The organism is Fictibacillus iocasae (assembly GCF_042665465.1).
Lineage (GTDB): Bacteria > Bacillota > Bacilli > Bacillales > Fictibacillaceae > Fictibacillus > Fictibacillus iocasae.
This window is the reverse complement of sequence record NZ_JBHTCP010000010.1, coordinates 33,719-48,838: the sequence shown is the minus strand read 5'-3', so window position 1 is coordinate 48,838 and position 15,120 is coordinate 33,719. Positions and strand designations below refer to the sequence as shown.

The 15,120-nt window shown below is 46.9% G+C and carries 19 protein-coding genes; 6 read left to right on the top strand and 13 right to left on the bottom strand.

Annotated features, from left to right (window positions below; all coding sequences use genetic code 11):
- Positions 1 to 22: 22 nt before the first annotated feature.
- Positions 23 to 709: a coiled-coil domain-containing protein gene (locus tag ACFQPF_RS05470; RefSeq protein WP_379747377.1), complete on the bottom strand. Its 687-nt coding sequence runs from the start codon at positions 707 to 709 to the stop codon at positions 23 to 25.
- A 121-nt stretch (positions 710 to 830) separates the two neighbouring features.
- Here ACFQPF_RS05470 and ACFQPF_RS05465 point away from each other — a divergent pair, with 121 nt between their 5' ends.
- Positions 831 to 1,319 carry a hypothetical protein gene (locus ACFQPF_RS05465; protein ID WP_379747375.1) on the top strand — a complete coding sequence of 163 codons (489 nt, stop codon included), beginning with the start codon at positions 831 to 833 and terminating at the stop codon, positions 1,317 to 1,319.
- 116 nt (positions 1,320 to 1,435) lie between these two features.
- Here ACFQPF_RS05465 and ACFQPF_RS05460 read toward each other — a convergent pair whose 3' ends face one another.
- From ACFQPF_RS05460 to pnuC, 3 genes are all read right to left on the bottom strand, one after another.
- The gene (locus ACFQPF_RS05460) at positions 1,436 to 1,672 is read right to left on the bottom strand and encodes a hypothetical protein (protein WP_379747373.1); all 237 of its coding nucleotides are present in this window, start codon (positions 1,670 to 1,672) and stop codon (positions 1,436 to 1,438) included.
- Positions 1,673 to 1,789: 117 nt separating this feature from the next.
- Positions 1,790 to 2,788 (bottom strand): AAA family ATPase, encoded by a 999-nt coding sequence (locus tag ACFQPF_RS05455; RefSeq protein ID WP_379747371.1) that lies wholly within the window; start codon positions 2,786 to 2,788, stop codon positions 1,790 to 1,792.
- Between the two features lie 16 nt (positions 2,789 to 2,804).
- The gene (gene pnuC, locus ACFQPF_RS05450) at positions 2,805 to 3,419 is read right to left on the bottom strand and encodes a nicotinamide riboside transporter PnuC (RefSeq protein ID WP_379747369.1); all 615 of its coding nucleotides are present in this window, start codon (positions 3,417 to 3,419) and stop codon (positions 2,805 to 2,807) included.
- A gap of 161 nt (positions 3,420 to 3,580) precedes the next feature.
- On the opposite strand from pnuC, the gene ACFQPF_RS05445 reads away from it, so the two are divergent.
- The 3 genes from ACFQPF_RS05445 to ACFQPF_RS05435 all read left to right on the top strand — a co-directional run bounded on the left by ACFQPF_RS05445 (position 3,581) and on the right by ACFQPF_RS05435 (position 5,813).
- Positions 3,581 to 4,069, top strand: a complete 489-nt coding sequence (locus tag ACFQPF_RS05445) for a hypothetical protein (protein WP_379747366.1) — start codon at positions 3,581 to 3,583, stop codon at positions 4,067 to 4,069.
- Positions 4,070 to 4,179: 110 nt separating this feature from the next.
- On the top strand, positions 4,180 to 5,430 hold the full coding sequence (locus ACFQPF_RS05440) for an O-antigen ligase family protein (RefSeq protein WP_379747364.1): 1,251 nt from the start codon (positions 4,180 to 4,182) through the stop codon (positions 5,428 to 5,430).
- 143 nt (positions 5,431 to 5,573) lie between these two features.
- Positions 5,574 to 5,813: a hypothetical protein gene (locus tag ACFQPF_RS05435; RefSeq protein WP_379747362.1), complete on the top strand. Its 240-nt coding sequence runs from the start codon at positions 5,574 to 5,576 to the stop codon at positions 5,811 to 5,813.
- A 114-nt stretch (positions 5,814 to 5,927) separates the two neighbouring features.
- On the opposite strand, the gene ACFQPF_RS05430 is transcribed toward ACFQPF_RS05435, so the two are convergent.
- Positions 5,928 to 6,728 carry a hypothetical protein gene (locus ACFQPF_RS05430; protein WP_379747360.1) on the bottom strand — a complete coding sequence of 267 codons (801 nt, stop codon included), beginning with the start codon at positions 6,726 to 6,728 and terminating at the stop codon, positions 5,928 to 5,930.
- Positions 6,729 to 6,886: 158 nt separating this feature from the next.
- On the opposite strand from ACFQPF_RS05430, the gene ACFQPF_RS05425 reads away from it, so the two are divergent.
- Positions 6,887 to 8,164 carry a S1C family serine protease gene (locus tag ACFQPF_RS05425; protein WP_379747358.1) on the top strand — a complete coding sequence of 426 codons (1,278 nt, stop codon included), beginning with the start codon at positions 6,887 to 6,889 and terminating at the stop codon, positions 8,162 to 8,164.
- A gap of 102 nt (positions 8,165 to 8,266) precedes the next feature.
- Here ACFQPF_RS05425 and ACFQPF_RS05420 read toward each other — a convergent pair whose 3' ends face one another.
- The 4 genes from ACFQPF_RS05420 to ACFQPF_RS05405 all read right to left on the bottom strand — a co-directional run bounded on the left by ACFQPF_RS05420 (position 8,267) and on the right by ACFQPF_RS05405 (position 10,995).
- Positions 8,267 to 9,070, bottom strand: coding sequence for an N-acyl homoserine lactonase family protein (locus ACFQPF_RS05420; protein ID WP_379747356.1), 804 nt, complete (start codon positions 9,068 to 9,070; stop codon positions 8,267 to 8,269).
- A 182-nt stretch (positions 9,071 to 9,252) separates the two neighbouring features.
- Positions 9,253 to 9,669 carry a hypothetical protein gene (locus tag ACFQPF_RS05415; RefSeq protein ID WP_379747354.1) on the bottom strand — a complete coding sequence of 139 codons (417 nt, stop codon included), beginning with the start codon at positions 9,667 to 9,669 and terminating at the stop codon, positions 9,253 to 9,255.
- Positions 9,670 to 9,681: 12 nt separating this feature from the next.
- Entirely contained in the window at positions 9,682 to 10,602 is a 921-nt protein-coding gene (locus ACFQPF_RS05410) for a hypothetical protein (RefSeq protein WP_379747352.1), read from the bottom strand.
- Between the two features lie 162 nt (positions 10,603 to 10,764).
- Positions 10,765 to 10,995, bottom strand: a complete 231-nt coding sequence (locus ACFQPF_RS05405) for an NINE protein (RefSeq protein ID WP_379747350.1) — start codon at positions 10,993 to 10,995, stop codon at positions 10,765 to 10,767.
- 245 nt (positions 10,996 to 11,240) lie between these two features.
- Between ACFQPF_RS05405 and ACFQPF_RS05400 the strand changes: the two genes are divergently transcribed.
- The gene (locus ACFQPF_RS05400; protein WP_379747348.1) at positions 11,241 to 11,504 is read left to right on the top strand and encodes a hypothetical protein; all 264 of its coding nucleotides are present in this window, start codon (positions 11,241 to 11,243) and stop codon (positions 11,502 to 11,504) included.
- A 60-nt stretch (positions 11,505 to 11,564) separates the two neighbouring features.
- Here ACFQPF_RS05400 and pstB read toward each other — a convergent pair whose 3' ends face one another.
- The 4 genes from pstB to ACFQPF_RS05380 form a co-directional block, all read right to left on the bottom strand.
- Complete coding sequence (gene pstB / locus ACFQPF_RS05395) at positions 11,565 to 12,335, bottom strand: phosphate ABC transporter ATP-binding protein PstB (protein WP_379747346.1); 771 nt, start codon at positions 12,333 to 12,335, stop codon at positions 11,565 to 11,567.
- Between the two features lie 15 nt (positions 12,336 to 12,350).
- Entirely contained in the window at positions 12,351 to 13,229 is an 879-nt protein-coding gene (pstA, locus tag ACFQPF_RS05390) for a phosphate ABC transporter permease PstA (protein ID WP_379747344.1), read from the bottom strand.
- Positions 13,226 to 14,176 (bottom strand): phosphate ABC transporter permease subunit PstC, encoded by a 951-nt coding sequence (gene pstC, locus ACFQPF_RS05385; RefSeq protein WP_379747342.1) that lies wholly within the window; start codon positions 14,174 to 14,176, stop codon positions 13,226 to 13,228. The genes pstA and pstC overlap by 4 nt, the downstream gene beginning before the upstream one ends.
- A 72-nt stretch (positions 14,177 to 14,248) precedes the next feature.
- Complete coding sequence (locus ACFQPF_RS05380) at positions 14,249 to 15,106, bottom strand: phosphate ABC transporter substrate-binding protein (RefSeq protein WP_379747340.1); 858 nt, start codon at positions 15,104 to 15,106, stop codon at positions 14,249 to 14,251.
- Positions 15,107 to 15,120 lie beyond the last annotated feature (14 nt).

Here is a 15,120-nt window from a genome sequence, read left to right as displayed (position 1 = left end):
CCCGACTACTTGGGGTCCGGTACTATTTATCTAACGGAGTGAACTTAACCTTTAAATTATTGTTCAGTTCGATGACGTCGCCTTCTTCTAGGTGTAGGTTTTTAAACGCTGGGTTGTAGAAGCCTCCGCTCGTTCCAAACATTTCGTTCACTTTTAGATCGTAATCACTTGTGACAATAAAGTTTCCGTCACCGCTTACGGCTAAGGTGTCGTACATGCCCGGCTCAATGTCACGTCCGACAACATACTGTCCGGCTGAGAACGTTTTGGTTCGCGCGGCAAGAGCTGCTTTTGCTTTTTCCTCTTCCGCTTTCTTTTCAACCGCTGCTTTTTCTGCGGCTTCCTTCGCTTTAGCTTCTTCTTGCTTCTTTTCTTTTTCCGCTAATTCGGCTTCCTTTAAATCGGCTTCTTTTTGTCGGCTCGCTTGCTCAGCTGCCGTCAGCTCGAACCAAGGCTTGGCTTCCTCTACTTTTGCGGAGAGCTCTTTCACCTTTGTTTCTAATGCCTCAACTGTTTCTGTCGCTGTTTCTTTTTCTTTCTTCCACGCGCTCTGCTTTTCTTTTAGTTCCTCTTTTAACTCGGCTTTTTCAGATACTGCCTGATCCAACGACTCTTGTGAAGGGCCAACTGATAACCCGATCACTAATGCTGCTGCACCAGCCAATACGTAACCACCGAATTTCTTCCCCATCATCATCCAACGTTCCATCTGATCATCCCTTTTTTCTGTTCTTAAAAAATTATATGGAAAAGGACGGACTAATAGACTATTCCTTCTGACAGATGACAAGCCGCGCCTGAATACACTTGAACGGAAAGGGAGGGAATGTATGAAAAAGCTAGGTATTTTGCTGTTATCGGCAGTGCTCATCTTATTCGTGTCTGGCTGCAGCGACCCGGTCGCGGATGAGCTGTTATCGTATGTGAACGATACAATGCCGAGCTTGAGCGAGAAGGAAACCGAAGTGATCGAGCTCTATGCAAGTGTGACAGGTCCAAATTACAGTGATGACGAAACGATGTATGTCACGCTGACAGAGGAAGTGATCCCGCAGTATAGCGAGTTTCTAGCAGATCTGGAAAAGGTTCAGCTTGAAAATGAGGAGATTCAAAAACTGCATGAAGACTACATTGAAGGCGTTCAGCTGCAGCACAGCGGCATGCTGCTCGCAGTCGCCGCACTCGAAGAACAAAGCTTTGAAAAGATGGACGAAGCGAATCAGAAGCTGAGCGAGGGGCGAAAAAAAATCCGCGACTACCAGCAAGCGATGAAAAAACTCGCGAAAGAGCATAATGTGAAGCTGGAGACGAAGGAATAATCTATTCGGGGTCCGGTACGCCACCACTAAAGTTGCTGTTTTGTCAGCAACTTTTCGTGGTTGTACCGGACCCCGGTTGTTGGTTCCGGTTGTTGGTTCCAGTTGTTGGTTCCGGTTTACTTTTCCCCTAGCTCCCATTCATGAGGATTCAGCTGGTCAAGAAAGAAAAACATGGGCGTACCATCATTCATAAACTCAATAATCAACAGCTTTCCTCTTGCGTCTTCAGGACAAGCTGAAGCTGGTTCATAGGTGGACTCCGCGCTCACAACTGTATACGTTCCATCATCAAACTTAAAAGAGCTGCCTGTATAGCGAATGCTGTCCCCGGCAGAAACCGTTGAAAGATCCATGCTTGAAACCTCCTCATTATTAGGTTCGGGGTCCGGTACTCCCTATTAAAATAGGCTGATTTATTAAGGATTATCTTAAATAGTACCGGACCCCGAACTTTCCCAAACTTTCACTTTCTATTCAGCCATCATCGATCGCACGAGCGACGCGCATGTTTCCAAGCGCTCTTGCCCGATGCCGCCTGCTTCTACATACGTGTATTGAAACTCTTCCAGCGTCTGCTTGAACAGCTCATACATCTCATCCCGCCTGTCGCGGTAGGTGCGCTGCTCTTCCTCTTCCCACGGTATGTCTGGCTTGAGCAGGATCACGAAATCGTACCGGCCGTTGTCCAAATAGTCCTTTGCCCTCACTCGCCCGGCTTCCTCCGCATCCAGCATGGTACGCGAGTAGATGTATGTTTCGAGTGCTGATGTATCGCTGAACGTGACTTTGTTCGCGTTGCGCCACGCGTAGTTTTCCTGCTCATAATGTCGCTCGCAGAACACGTTCATATGATGCGCGTTCAAGTTGGCCATATCATTGTTCATCTCGTCTTCAATGTACTCTCGGGCGTATTCGGGCGTCCAATTCGTGTGAAACATCGCGGCAAGTTCTCGTGATATCGTCGTTTTACCGCACGACTCTGGACCAGTGATCAGCACTCGTTTTGTGTAATAAGGCTTCACCACGTCCGGAATGAAGTCCCAATTCTCGTACGGCTTACTTCTAACGGCCGTACCTGAAACCCTCACATTTTCTCGCGCTTTGTCTACGATCCATGGCTCAGCGTTGCCCGCTTCTTTTGCCAGCCGCACGACATAGTCCTCGGACCCAAACACCCGATGAACACGCTCTGGGTGATATTTTTTAACAATACCTCGCCAAATTCTCCAGAACTCTTCATCATGCTCATCCCGCGGCTCCTGCGGCAGCTCTTCGTTGCACCAAATCACACGCGCATGCGGATATTCGTGCTTCACCCACTCGTACCGCAGCTTGCCGGGAATCGGCTCTGACTGAATCGAGCATACGAGAATCGTCAGCATATCGCAGTTTGCGCTCGCCACGTCCAGCATATGCTTATGGCCGTTATGCAGCGGCATAAATTTTCCTAGCACAAACCCTCGAATCACGAGACCGCCTCCTCTCTTATGCCGCTTCCGTCTGCTCGGCTTTCTCTTTTTTCATCACATGGCGCCAAGCGAGATACCCGTAAACGGCGTTCGCTAGGAAAAAAATGTATAGAACCGCGGTAATGGTCAGTCCTCGTGAAAAATAAAGCGGCACGGCCACCAGGTCTACGGCAATCCACAGAAACCACGTCTGAATCACTTTTTTTGATAAAAACCACTGTGCGAGAATGCTGGCAACGAGAATGAACGAGTCGACAAACGGCAGCACCGCATCGCTTCCGAACACGGCGGCAGAGTATTCATGATACAGCCAGCCTGCCGCAGGCGTAAGTAGGACCAAAACGAGAGCACTTACGACGATTTCACGCGTTGTCATACTGCGCGTTTTCCTGACAGCCTTCACATTTTTCGATCCTGTCAGCCAGACGTACCAGCCGTAAACGGTCAACACAAGAAAGATCACCTGAAGCGTCACATCGGGAAACAGCTGCACTTGGTAGAACATCACCATGAACAGCACGACATTAATGATGCCGACCGGATAGCTCCAAATGTTTTCCCGCGCCGCCAAAAAGACGCACGCGAGTCCTGTGACGGCGGCCCAAAGCTCAATATTGCTCAATACATTCATCTAACTTCCCCTTTTCCATCCTGCTTTTCTTCACGTTTCCATCATACTCAAATGAAGTAGCGCTTACTAGAACAACTTATTTTTACAAATTTTGATATAAACGTACAAAAATAGGGTATTGGTTGCTGAATGACTAACTAAAAAGGGAGAGTTGAGATGAAATGAAAAAGGTTTGGTTAGGGATGATGGCAGCTGGACTGCTCGTGTTAGCAGGTTGCTTGAGCGACCCGGTCGCAGAGGAAATGGTCACGTACGTCAATAAGACGATGAAGCCGCTCAGCGAACAAGAAGAGGAAGTGAAGGAACTGTATGAAGGTGTGACAGGCAACAACTATACAGATGATCAAACACTGTACACGGCGTTAACCGAGGAGATCATCCCAAAGTACAACGAATTTCTAAAAGATGTGGAAAGTATTGAGCTGGAAACGGAGGAAATGCAGGAGCTTCATGAAAAATACATTGAGGCCGTTCAAATCCAGCAAAACGGCATGCTGTCGCTCGTGACGGCGTTGGAGGAACAAAGCTTTGAGAAGGTGAATGAGGCGAACGGAAAGCTGAACGAAGCGAGAAAGATGATGCGCGACTACCAAAAGGACATCAAAAAGCTGGCTGACGAGCATGAAGTCACGTTCGAAAAGGAAAAGTAAAACCGCGAGTAAATCTCTGTAAAAATACTTTATGATTATTGTAAAACTGCTATAAATGACAACCTTTTTTAGTATGATGAATCATTATGTCACTAAAAGAGGTCATAATCATGAAATCATTCAAAAAACACAGTATAGAAATCGGCATTTTCCTAAGCTTTATCCTTCCTCCAGCGGGCATCGCGCTCTTGCTTTTGTGCGGCATCCAGACATTGAACAGTCTATGGAAACGCGGAGAAAAGATAAAGTTTTCGCCAGGATTGTTCCTTTTATCCTGTCTGTTTCTTTCTAGCATCGGATCGGCGTTCGCCATGCATGATTTCTCTTATTTCTTAGTGTCAGCGCTGATTCTTGCGTATATCGGGCTTTATGTCAAAATCATTTCACAAGGCGCACAGCGGACCTTTACCGCTTTAAAATGGATGACCGTTTGCGCTGGACTTTACTTTTATATGCTGTATCCATTTCAGGAAAAACTGCTCGGCAAATCCGTAACGAGTGTCCTGACCGGCACCGCCCTGTTCGGACCGGGCACGCCTGTCCACTATGAACGGCTTATTGGAGCGGCGTACAATCCTAACTTTTCGGCTGCCATCCTGCTGCTCGGCTTTTCCTTTTTGCTTGCCGAGTGTCTCGCTTGCGTTCGAAGCAGCAAATGGCCGCTGACCGCGTTCTGGTCCGCCATCGCGTGCCTGTTTGCACACGCCATTATCCTGACCGGCTCTAAGTCCGGTTTTGCCGTCATGCTTATTTTGCTTGCACTCTTTGCCTTCCGACTGAACAAAATGATGGCCATCCTGCTCGTCGGTATTCTAGCGTTGAACACACAGGTGATTCTGAGCTGGATGCCGAGAAGTGCGGACCTTACAGCTTCCGCTCAAGTGAGAAAAGAAATATGGAGAAATGCCCTCACACTCTGGCAGGAGCATTCTCTATTCGGATTAACGCCGATCGGCTTTCACAAGGAATACGTTCTTCAATTCCACGAAGCCGTTCCGCACGCCCATAACTTAGTGATCGGCATGTTCACCGAATACGGCGCACTCGGCGGCACGGCCTTCTTGCTTGTTGTGTTGATCAATTTATGCAAGCTGTTCATGCTGAACTTCGCGAGCCTGCAAAACAAAAAGCAGCTCGACGTCTTCTTAATCGGCCTTCCCGTCATCCTTCTGACTGGAATGTTCGATTATGTGATCTACTCCCCGCAGGTTGCGGTCGTATCCATTATTCTGCTTGCTTTGTGGGATAAATACACATCCAAGATCACCTGGCTGAGCCCGCGCGTGCGAGAACACGCCCGCTCCATCTGGTGGAGCCTCGGCTTCAAAACCGCCGCCAAGAGTAAGAACACCCACTCTTAAATCCGGGGTAAATTCGGGGTCCGGTACTTTTTTAAATTAAAACCGGGGTCCGGTACGCGGCAAGCAAAAGCGGCGATAACGCCGCTTTACTTGCATGGCGTACCGGACCCCCACATATAATCGCCTGTTAAAGGAGCAATGGCATGTTAATCATTTTCACCTCCATCATTATAGCGGTCTATCTCGTTGTTAGCGCTCCAAAATATAACAAGAATCCTTGGCTTTGGGGCATACTCGGCTTATTCTTCAACTGCCTGGCGCTTGGCATCTTTCTATTGAAAACAAATCGCAACATTCTTGGCTGGATCTTCGTAGTGATCGCCGCTCTCTTTATCACGTTAATGATCGTCGGCGTCTTCAGTTATGCGTCTAGCACAAAATAGGGAAGTCTATTTGCAACAATTAAGGGGTCCGGTACGTGGCAAGAAAAGCGGCGATATAGCCGCTTTTCTTGCCATTAGTACCGGACCCTCAACGTACCGGACCCCTACTAACTACTAAGTTCTCTTCACCCGGTTTCTACGCCGCTCCGCGACCAGATTTCCCACTAGAATGACAACTCCCAGCACGGCGTAAATCGCGATAAGCCACTCGTTCAGTCCCACAGTAAACGCAAGCGCCATTAAAATAAAGGCGAACAGAAACCAAAATCGGCCTGCCCACTTCATTCTTTTCACCGGACTCTCGCTGCGTTTCAGCTGCTCTAAATAAGCCACCTGAATGCCGATCTGCTCAGGGTAACCCATCTGCAGGAACACGGCTTCTGCCTCGAAAATTCGGCAATACTCAGCAATCGTATGCCAGTTCATCGGCACACAGCGGTATTCGGTATGTATGCCATTCCCTTCTCTCTCATCGAGATAAGCTGGAAGAAACACACCGCCGTCCGGCACAGGAATAAAGAGCGGTTCTCCTTGTGGCCTCATAGGAACATACGCGCCTCCCCGCCGCTTTAAGACGTTCATCGCATACTCACGCATCAATAGCTTCATGTCATTCTTGTGCAGCACTAGCATAGACTCATGATTCGGGTTGAACAAGATCATCTCATGATGATCGCGAAGCGCTTGCTGCACAAACGCTAACGCATCCTTCTCTTTGACCTTCACTTCTTTTTCAAACAAAACAGCCGTTTCCAAGCTCGTGAACACGACAAGCCCTTCGCCGGATTCTGTTCGAATTCGAAGCTCCTGCTCAGGAACGAACAACACAGAAACATGCTCGGCCAGCTGCGGAAAAGCTTCCCTCGGCATGATCCTACCTTCCTTCAGCTCGCGTAACAGACTCGCTGCTTCCATCGACATCACCTCTTTTTCCTTTCATTTTAAACAGTTGTTTAAAAGAACCCAACCTTTTCCCCCTCACTTTTGGCAAAATTCCTCCGTCCCCCTCTTCATGAATGTCATCCTCATTCCGATAGTAAGGAGTAGACAGGTAAACGATGAGGTGAAGAAATATGAAAAAAGCGGTTCTTCCAGCTTTGCTGGTTATGACTGTTCTGCTGTTTGGCGTTGTGCTGGCGTATGTGCTGTATCAAGTGATGCCGCCGAAACAAGCCAAGCCTGCGGAAACAAAGGTCAAGACCGAGATCGTGACAAAAGAAGTCAAGGTTCCCACAGCAGCTTCAGCTGATACAGAGCATGATTTAAAGGACATTATAAAAGCGACACAAAGCAAGGTCGTGCAGATTGAAACGTCCAGTGCGCAAGGGTCGGGTTTTCTCTACAACGAGAAAGGTGATGTGATTACGAACGCACACGTTGTCGGCTATGAACGGAACGTAGTGGTGCGAACGAGCAGTGACCAGACGTTTGAAGGGACCGTGATTGGACGGAGTGAGACGAGAGATATCGCCCTGATTCGAGTGCCTGGTTTGGCCGGTACCGCTCCTTTAAAAATGAAAGAAAAACCGAGCGAGCTTGGCGATGATGTGGTCGCGCTCGGCAGTCCGCTTGGCTTGCAAAACACGGTCACGGTCGGCATTATCAGCGGGTTGGACCGGTCATTTTCTCTAGATCCATTTATGTACGAAAACATGTATCAAATTACCGCCCCGATCTCTCCAGGCAACAGCGGAGGCCCGATTGTCAGTGCAAAAGACGGCGCTGTGCTGGGAATCAACTCGGTCAAGCACACAACCGAGCACATCGGATTCAGCATCCCGATCTACACCGTTCTTGCAGAAATTAAGGGCTGGTCGAGTCATCCGATGACGTTCGCACATTTTGAAGAAGAGTACGAGTTTGAAGTACCCGAGTATGATGGCGATATAACAGAAGATTATCGAGGCGACGATTATGGCGAGGAATATTCTGAAGAGTATTCAGATGAATATACCGATGATTACGGAGATGAGGGGTATCCGGAAGAGACAGATGGAGATGACCACTATCTCACTTCCTATGATGCGGAAAATGCGGTGTATGCCTTTTATGACGCTGTGAACAGAGGAAGTTATCCGGAGGCCTACGAGATAATCGGCGGCGGCTGGAAAGCGACGTCCCCTTCTCTTGAGGATTTTGCAGCCGGCTATGAAAATACGTTAAGCACCCAGATCACCTCTTCCTCCGTTTCTGACAATGGCGACGGCACATTCACCGTATCTATTTCATTAACAGCGGAAGAATATGTGGACGATACCGATAAAACCTCTTATTATGAGATGACGTATCTTGTCGGACTTGAAGACGGGTATGTGAAACTGCTTGGCGGAGAGATGATTTCGAAAGAGTAAGCAAAATTAAACTAGTTGCAGAGCTAACAATATTCCACTAAAAAAGCTTGGAAGCCTTCCAAGCTTTTTTCAGATCCCCCCAAAAACCGAACAAAAAAAAACTTATACTATAATTCGGGGTTCAATCTCTGTATCATGATTGGCTATAACCTGGATACAATCTTCTCTATTGGAAAATTCTTTTATCCATTTTAAAGATTCTTTTGCATAGACTTTATTAGTCGTAACACCAGGCAAAATCATATCCTCCCATGATTTCTTGGAATAACCAACATCGCTTGCTAATAGCAACCATCCCTCGCTCATCTTTACTAATATAGAAAACATGCCATCACTATGGCCTGGAGTATGAACCAAAAATAACGTACCATCACCAAATAAATCCAAACCTCTCTTATAAGGCCCATATGGAATTTCACTAAATTCAAACGTTTCTATTGGAACTCCATCCCACATTGATTTTATGTAACCGATTTTTTTATTTGCTGCTTTCCATTCTAGCTCACTTGTAAGAATTTTTTTCGCATCTTTAACGTGTTTTAACCCACTTACGTGATCAGAATGCAGATGTGTTAATAAGACGTAATCTATGTCATGACTTTTGATACCGTAGTTCGTTAACTTTTCTAAAACTGACTCACCTTTATTCAGTTTTCCTTGAAACATTGAGTAAGCCAACCGCCCCAAATGTTTCTTTTGATTCGTTCTGATTTCTTCATGCCACCCTGTATCTACCAGAATTCTACCTTTAGGATGTTCGATAAAGTATGAAGATACCGGAACCCAGCGTTTTTTACTTTTCCCCCTTAACCAACCTGAATAAGGAAGCGGATGTAATGAGTTTTCTTGAAAAGCTAATGCTTGGTCAATATAAACACTTCCTGTATGCCATACATGAACTTTCATATTAGTCTCCTCCAACATTATAATCCATATAATCCTATTAAAAAGTTTACGATGGAAGCATTAAAACGTTTCAATGCACTTTCAGTAATCCTCATTCACTGGATGATAACGTGGATTTTCAAGAGGGTAAGATAGTATGTTCCTCTTTAAAAACGAATTACTATTATCTTAAGAATACTTGATTAGATTTCAATAACCCCGCCGCCCTCCAGCAACCCAGAAAGCTGTTTGAAGTCGGCGAACGGGCTGGTGGATACGATGGTGCTGAGGCTGTTCAGTCCCATGCTGACGAGTTCTTTGTTTCCGTCGGCGAGTCCTTTATCGATGATGGCGAATGTTTTCCCGACCGCAATCCGTCTCTCCTCAAAGATCTGGTCAAAGACTTTGTGATACAGCTCGTATTTCTTCGCCATTTCGGTCATGAGGATATCTCTTGTTGCTTCGATTCTTGCCAGTTCCCGTTCGGTCATTTTGTGTTCTTTATATGCTTCTGCTAGTTTTTCGACGAACGAAAGCACATCGGCTGCTGGAATAATGGCAGAAACTTTGTTTAATTTCGAGATGGCACCCGCTTTTTTCGTATCCAATAGCTCAAACATGAAAAGCCCCCCTTATTCCTCGAACACTTTTGTATCAATTAACGTTGCAAGGCTGCCCGCCAAGCCGCCAATATAGGCGATGGCTTTGAGATCTTGCTCGGAAAAGTAGTTCTTCCTGAAAATATTTTTGCGAATCCATTTTACGGTTTTTGAATAATACGCAACAGGATAGATCTCCAGATAGGTTTTGGCAAATTCCTGATCGTACGCCGATATAGCCTTTTCCAAACTCACGGCCAGTTCTCCGGATCTCTCCTCTATCAGTTCCAGTTTTAATAGATTTCCCTTCACCTGGTCCATGGCCTTCACGATTTTCGTCATCTGCTTTTCTATTTCACCGATCTTCTTATTCGCCTGAATGTGGCTGAACACGCCAGCCAGTGCGAGTGCAGGAAGGGCGATGACTCCGCCGAGCATGGCGGTTCCAGCGGCCATTCCTCCGCCGCCAGCTGCAAGCGCGCCCCCTCCGAACCAAGCCAGTGTCGCGTTCGTTGCGGCAGCCCCGGTCAAGCCGGCGATCGCCGTTCCGGTCGACGCTGCACCATAGGTAGACACGAGTGCCCAAGCGCCAAGTGCGGTGCCGACACCAGCTGACATGCCTTTTGAAGCGTTAATGGCAAGCTCTCCGGCTGAGATCGTCGTCTCAATCGCAGAAAAGTTAACCTCGCCTTGGCTGAAGCTGACTTGCTGACGCATCATCTCTCGGTCCTTGGCCTTAAGATTCACTGAAATACTGCTAATCTTTTTGAGTGACGCCACACCCTGCACCTTCACTTCAATGACCCGCTCCAATGCATCGTTAACCTCTGCGCGCTTGAATTCCATGCGCTCATGCAGCCTCTGATAGTCATATTGCAGATCTTCCAGTTCCTCTATTTTGCTTTCAATCCGTCCGGAAGCGCCGAACGATAGAACATTCTTCATAAATCCCATATTCAGCTGTCCCTCCGCCATTATGTATTCTTATGAATAATATCGGCATTGAAAGGTTTTATTTTAATAGAATTCTCTTGCTTTTCTTACTGAATTTAAGAAAAAAGCTGTCACAGAAGGGAGTTTCCACAGCCTTCGAGACAGCTTTCATTTGTTCTCTTGTTAAGCTCTTAATGCTCTTTCTCTCATAACTTCTTCCTCGTAGCTAGTACGAATCATCGATTTCAAGCGGAACAGGTCAATCCAGCAGATGATAGATAGTGTAAAAATAGCTGCCAGCCAGTACCAAAGGATGACCGATGCTTTTTCCTGAACGTATATACGGTGTCCGCCAAAGCCTCCAAAGAAAAACCAAATAATTAATGCCAACCCAAAACTTTTTCTTTCTGTCATGCCTTCTTCCCCCTAATAAGAAATAAATACCATTCTTTTATATCGGCACAAATACTTATTAATGAAGATAAATCCCCAAATACTGGGTTATTCCTTTCTTCATAACTAGTCCTTTTTTCACAAAAGCATGTCAAATCGTGTCTACCATCCCCTGCTTTACGGGTATATATTACGTGGCAGGAAAAAGAGAAGCACAGTAAACTAGTAGAAGCGGTTATTCAATACTTTGTGTAAGGAGAAAAAACATGGAAATAACGTTTGGATTTGTGGTCAATGCCATTATAGCGGCCTACTTGTTTGTGAGCGCGCCTAAATACGGGAAAAACAAGTGGCTGTGGGCCGTGCTAGGCTTTCTGTTCAGCTATATCACGCTTGCTATCTTTCTTATTACTACCGGCAGAAAAGGGCTTGGCTGGACACTTCTCATCCTCGGTATCATCGCCACCATCTTTCTTGTCCTCCTTGTCCTCGCGATGTTCGCGATCCTTTTCAGAGGGCTGCCTTATTAAACATGAAAGTTCGGGGTCCGGTACCTAGGTACCGGACCCCGAACTTTCATGTAATCTTCATCAGCCGAATTTCCCCATCACGTAATCCTCGGTTGTCTGGTTCTTTGGTGCTGAGAACAGTGCTCCGGTCGGTGCGAGCTCGACTAGTTCGCCGTTGAGCATGAACGCTGTATCGTCGGAGGCTCGTGCGGCTTGCTGCATGTTATGCGTCACAATGACGATCGAATACTTCTTTTTCAACTCCTGCAGCAGCTCTTCAATCTTTAATGTGGCGATCGGATCCAACGCGGATGTTGGCTCGTCCATCAATAAAATGTTCGGCTCCACAGCGAGACAGCGCGCGATGCAGAGTCGCTGCTGCTGTCCGCCAGACAGGCCGATTGCTGATTTATCGAGCCTGTCCTTTACCTCATCCCATAGCGCGACCTGCTTCAAGCATCGTTCCACCCGTTCGTCGAGGTCACTTTTCTTGTTTTCCCCATGAATGCGCGCTCCGAACGCTACATTTTCGTAGATAGACTTCAAGAATGGTGCCGGTTTTTGAAAGACCATGCCAATCTTCGTTCGCAGCTCTTCTAAATCTACTGTTTCTCCGTAGATGTTTTTATCCTCATAGATCACCTCACCGCTCACCTTCGTATGAGGTATGAGGCTTACCATGTGGTTCAATGTTTTTAGCAAAGTGGATTTTCCGCAGCCGGATGGGCCGATGATGGCGGTGACCCGGTTTTTTCTCATGTTCATGGATAAATTTTTGACCGTCTGGTTGTCTCCATACCACACATTTAAGTTCTTGATCTGAAAAGCGTATTCTTGATCGACAGCTATCACGGTTTGTACCACCCTTTATCTTCTATTTAACTTTCGATGATGCAGCCAGGCAGGAACTCGGATGATTAAATTGATGAGCAGCACCATGAGCAACAGAACAGCCGCCGACTTTTCTGCAATCGCACTCGCATCCTCCACTATGGCTTCTGATTGGACGTACCATAAGTGAACAGCGAGCGTCTCCCCTGGTGCGAACAGGCTGAAATCCCACATGACGCCTGACGTGCTTGTGCCTGCCGCCAAAATGATGACCGCTGATTCGCCATACGCTCTGCCCGCGACAAGACTGATGCCCGTCATGATGCCGGTCAATGCGCTCGGAATGACGACGCGCATGATCGTCTGAAACTTCGTCGCTCCAAGCGCGATCGCCGAGCTTCTCACGTCCTCCGGTACCGCGCGAACCGCCTCTTCTGTCACTCGGGTGAGGACGGGAAGGTTTAATAGTCCGAGGCTGACTGCTCCCCCAAGGATCGTTAGGCCGATCTCAAAGTACTCGACAAAAATAGCGAGACCGAACAAGCCGAATACAATAGAAGGAACTGATGCCAGGCCTTCCACACAAACGCGGATCATTGCGGTTAATTTATTGTCTGGCGCGTATTCGGCAAGGTAGATGCCCGATCCAATTCCGATCGGTATCGAAAAGATGAGCGAGAGAATGAGCATATAAAAGGAGTTAAAAAGCACCGTAGAAATTCCGCCGCCTTTATCGAGCTCTTCCGGCATTTTATAGAAAAAGTCGAGCGACAGCTGACTGAGGCCTTTTCCGACAACCATAAATAATAAAGAAATAATAAGCAGAATGGCGCTTAGGCAAAGAGCCCACAGAAAGCCTGTCTGAATTTTATCCGATATCTTAGAGATCTTAAGCTGCTTTCGGTACACACTCATTTAACAAAACTCCTTTTCGCCTGAAGCACACGAATGCCGATGATCATCACTAATGAAATGAACAGTAAGATGAATGCCATCATATAAAGAGCGTTGCTCCATGCTGATCCAAATTCGACGTTCGTGATCTGCATGACGATATTGCTCGTCAGCACCGAAGTTGGCGTGAACAGATCCTTCGCCAGCTCTGCTGTGTTGCCGATGACCATGACGACCGCCATCGTTTCACCAATCGCACGTGCCATACCTAGTATCACAGCGGAAACGATTCCTTGCTTTGCTGCGGGAAGGATGATGCGCGTGATCATCTGGCTTCTTGTTGAGCCCATCGCATACGCGGCCTCACGGAATTGCTGCGGAACGAACGTGATGGCATCATCACTGACTCGCGTGATCGTAGGCAGCACCATAAGCGTCAGCACAAGAGCGGCTGCAAGCAGTCCATCACCGACCTGAACACCCGCTGCGTCTCGCAAAAACGGGATCAAGATGGTCATTCCTAAATAGCCGTAGACAATGGAAGGAATTCCGACAAGCAGATCAAGCATCGGCCTGATGATTCTTTTCAGCCATTCTGGTGCGACTTCTGATATGAAAATAGCCATTCCGATGGATAGGGGAACTGCAATGACTAGAGTTAGCGCGGTTAGTGAAAAGGTTCCGAGAATAAATAAGGCTGCTCCATACTTCCCTTCTTCCGGTAGCCAGGAAAGGGAGAGAAAATATTCTGAGACCGAGACTTCCTTAAAGGTCATCAAGCCTGTTTTGCCCATAAAGCCAATAATTGAGAGCAAGGTCATGCAAAGTAAAATAACACTAATCCAGCAAAAATATCGAAACGCAACATCGGACATTTTTCTTCTATTGAATTGAAAGGTCTTTCGAGGTACTGCCGCCTGCTGAACCGGAGCCGTTTGCTGCGCCGCTTTTTCCAAAGCTCGTTCCATTCCTATTCCTCCATTATGTGCAATATAAAAACCAGCCCCTTTTGGGGGAAGGGGCTGGTCTCAGCTTGCATGTTATCTCATTGCTGAAATCGGGATAAACTTCATTTTCTTCAATGTACCGTTTTGAAACTTAGCGCTTTGTACATATTTGATAAATTCTTTTGTCGCACCAGTTGGCTGGCCTTTTGTCATGTAGTAGCCTGTACCGTAAACCGGGTATTTACCGCTGATCACGTTAGACGTTGTGGGAGAAACTCCATTGAACTTCAATGCCTTCAATCCAGACTTTACGTATACAAGGTCGATATAGCCGATTGAACCTGGTGTTGATTTAACCTTTGTTGCCATGTCTCCACTGCTTTTTACTTCTACGTAGTTTTTCGTTTTCTTAAAAGAAGCGTTGCCTAGCGCTTTTTCCTGGTAGTTCACGCGAGTTCCTGAACCGAATGCACGGTTAACAACAGTGATTTCAAGGTCTTTTCCGCCCACTTGCTTCCAGTTCGTGTATTTTCCAGAGAAAATCCCTTGAAGCTGAGACTTCGTCAGGCTGTCGACACTCACGCCAGGGTGTACGATCGTGGCAAACGGAATGATCGCTACTTTATGAGCAACAAGTCCGCTAAAGCCAGAGAATCCGCCCTTAGATTTCGTTGCATCCCAGTCACAAGCACCGATCTGAGCGATTCCTTTACGAACCGATTGAGGCCCAGCGATAGAGCTTGATCCTGAAGCCGTGATTGAAACCTTTGGATTCTTCTTTTTGAACTCGATCGCCGCTTGCTTGGATAAAGGAAGCAAAGCAGATGAACCCATGATTGAAATTTTCCCAGAAACCGCTGCTTCTGCTTTTTGAGCAGGTGCAAATGAAACCGAACCTAATACCATTGCTGAAGTAAGGGTAACGAGTGATAGCTTTTTAAACCAATTCATGATAATCTCTCCTG

Excerpts from the sequence above, each read along its gene's own strand:
- ACFQPF_RS05465 (WP_379747375.1), top strand. The coding sequence starts at position 831 with ATGAAAAAGCTAGGTATTTTGCTGTTATCGGCAGTGCTCATCTTATTC.
- ACFQPF_RS05470 (WP_379747377.1), bottom strand. The coding sequence starts at position 709 with ATGGAACGTTGGATGATGATGGGGAAGAAATTCGGTGGTTACGTATTG.
- ACFQPF_RS05440 (WP_379747364.1), top strand. The coding sequence starts at position 4,180 with ATGAAATCATTCAAAAAACACAGTATAGAAATCGGCATTTTCCTAAGC.
- ACFQPF_RS05400 (WP_379747348.1), top strand. The coding sequence starts at position 11,241 with ATGGAAATAACGTTTGGATTTGTGGTCAATGCCATTATAGCGGCCTAC.
- ACFQPF_RS05405 (WP_379747350.1), bottom strand. The coding sequence starts at position 10,995 with ATGACAGAAAGAAAAAGTTTTGGGTTGGCATTAATTATTTGGTTTTTC.
- ACFQPF_RS05460 (WP_379747373.1), bottom strand. The coding sequence starts at position 1,672 with ATGGATCTTTCAACGGTTTCTGCCGGGGACAGCATTCGCTATACAGGC.
- ACFQPF_RS05430 (WP_379747360.1), bottom strand. The coding sequence starts at position 6,728 with ATGGAAGCAGCGAGTCTGTTACGCGAGCTGAAGGAAGGTAGGATCATG.
- ACFQPF_RS05415 (WP_379747354.1), bottom strand. The coding sequence starts at position 9,669 with ATGTTTGAGCTATTGGATACGAAAAAAGCGGGTGCCATCTCGAAATTA.
- ACFQPF_RS05425 (WP_379747358.1), top strand. The coding sequence starts at position 6,887 with ATGAAAAAAGCGGTTCTTCCAGCTTTGCTGGTTATGACTGTTCTGCTG.
- pstA (WP_379747344.1), bottom strand. The coding sequence starts at position 13,229 with ATGAGTGTGTACCGAAAGCAGCTTAAGATCTCTAAGATATCGGATAAA.
- ACFQPF_RS05380 (WP_379747340.1), bottom strand. The coding sequence starts at position 15,106 with ATGAATTGGTTTAAAAAGCTATCACTCGTTACCCTTACTTCAGCAATG.
- ACFQPF_RS05420 (WP_379747356.1), bottom strand. The coding sequence starts at position 9,070 with ATGAAAGTTCATGTATGGCATACAGGAAGTGTTTATATTGACCAAGCA.
- ACFQPF_RS05410 (WP_379747352.1), bottom strand. The coding sequence starts at position 10,602 with ATGGGATTTATGAAGAATGTTCTATCGTTCGGCGCTTCCGGACGGATT.
- pstC (WP_379747342.1), bottom strand. The coding sequence starts at position 14,176 with ATGGAACGAGCTTTGGAAAAAGCGGCGCAGCAAACGGCTCCGGTTCAG.
- ACFQPF_RS05445 (WP_379747366.1), top strand. The coding sequence starts at position 3,581 with ATGAAAAAGGTTTGGTTAGGGATGATGGCAGCTGGACTGCTCGTGTTA.
- pnuC (WP_379747369.1), bottom strand. The coding sequence starts at position 3,419 with ATGAATGTATTGAGCAATATTGAGCTTTGGGCCGCCGTCACAGGACTC.
- ACFQPF_RS05435 (WP_379747362.1), top strand. The coding sequence starts at position 5,574 with ATGTTAATCATTTTCACCTCCATCATTATAGCGGTCTATCTCGTTGTT.